The following is a 1,486-nucleotide window of genomic DNA, read 5'->3' as shown; positions in this document are numbered from 1 at the left end:
CCGGTTCGGTACATCCGTTCCCCGGCGGTCCCGAAGGGGCAGGCGACGAACCGCTCGGCCGTCAGCCCCGGTCGGCCGAGGTAGCCGCGGGCCAGGGAGACACCGGCGATGTACAGCTCACCGGTCACTCCTGCTGGGACGGGGCGCAGGCGGGCGTCGAGGACGTAGAGCCTGCTGTTGAGGACCGGCCGGCCGATCGGTGGGTTCTGGCCCGCAGCGAGTGCGCCGCTCATGGACGCGCACACGGTGGTCTCGGTGGGGCCGTAGGCGTTGATCAGGTTCCGGTCCGCCGACCAGCGGGTGACGACCTCGCCCGACAGGGCCTCACCGGCCGAGACGAGCGTGCCGCCCGGCAGGAGGTCCTCGGTTGCGTCCATCGCGGCCAGGACCACCGGGGGCAGGGTGGCATGGGTGACTCGGTGTGTGGTGAGGGTGTCGGCCAGCGGCTCGCCCGGTTGCAGTCCTTCCGTGCCCGCCACGACGACGGCCGCGCCGGAGAGCAGGCTCATGCACAGCTCCCAGAAGGCCGCGTCGAAACTGGGCGAGGCGAACTGCAGGACGCGGCTGCCGGGTCCGACACCGAGTCGTTCCGCCTGGGTGGTCAGCAGGCTCGCGACGCCGGCATGGGAGACCACGACGCCCTTGGGGCGGCCGGTGGAACCCGAGGTGTAGATGACGTAGGCCGGGTGTGCCGGCAGGATGCGTGTATCCGGTGCGGTGTCCGGCACATGGGACGGGTCCAGGGTGTCGAGCAGGACCGGTTGCGTGTCTTCCGGCAGGTGGTCGGTGGTCTCGGTGGTGGCCAGGACCAACGCGGGGCGCGCGTCGTCGAGCATGTACGCGATCCGGTCCGCCGGATACGCCGGGTCCACCGGCAGATACGCGCCGCCCGCCTTCCATACCGCCAGCACGGCGACCACGAGTTCGGTGCTGGATCGGGGCAACGCGAGGGCGACGATCGACTCGGTACCGATACCCGCGCCGACGAGGTGGTGCGCCAACCGGTTCGCCCGTGCGTCGAGTTCCGCGGCCGACAGTGCGCCGTCCGCCGAGACCAGCGCGGGCGCCTGCGGATCGGCCGCCACCCGGCGCGCGAACAACTCGGGTACCGTCGAAGTCGAGACCTCGCGCCCGGCGCCGCTCCACTCTCCCAGCACGTGCCGCCGTTCCCGGGCGTCCAGTACGTCGTGGGAGCCGATGGGTGCATCGGGGTCGGCAGTCAGCGCGTCCAGGAGTCGTACCAGCCGTGCGGCGATGGACCGCGCGGTCGCCGGGTCGAAGAGGTCGGTGGCGTACTCCAGCAGGCCCGCGAGCGCGCCGTCCGGATGCTCGGTCATCTCGAAGGCGAGGTCGAACTTGGCGGCGCCGGTGTCGATACGGCGCACTCGAGTGTCCAGTCCGGGGAGGCGGAGGTCGGCGGCGGCGGTGTTCTGCAGCACCAGCATCACCTGGAACAGTGGATGCCGCGCCTGCGAACGCTCCGGCG

General features: G+C 71.8%; 1 protein-coding gene. It reads right to left on the bottom strand.

The genetic code is table 11. From position 1 onward, the window contains the following. Nucleotides 1-1,439, bottom strand: a 1,439-nt coding sequence (locus ACZ7GZ_RS43340) for a non-ribosomal peptide synthetase (protein WP_471033360.1), incomplete at its 3' end; no start/stop codon positions are given. Nucleotides 1,440-1,486 lie beyond the last annotated feature (47 nt).

It is taken from the genome of Streptomyces sp. NPDC037288 (assembly GCF_055603265.1).
Note: the sequence above shows the minus strand (reverse complement) of the source record. Positions and strands in the feature narration are given on the sequence as shown.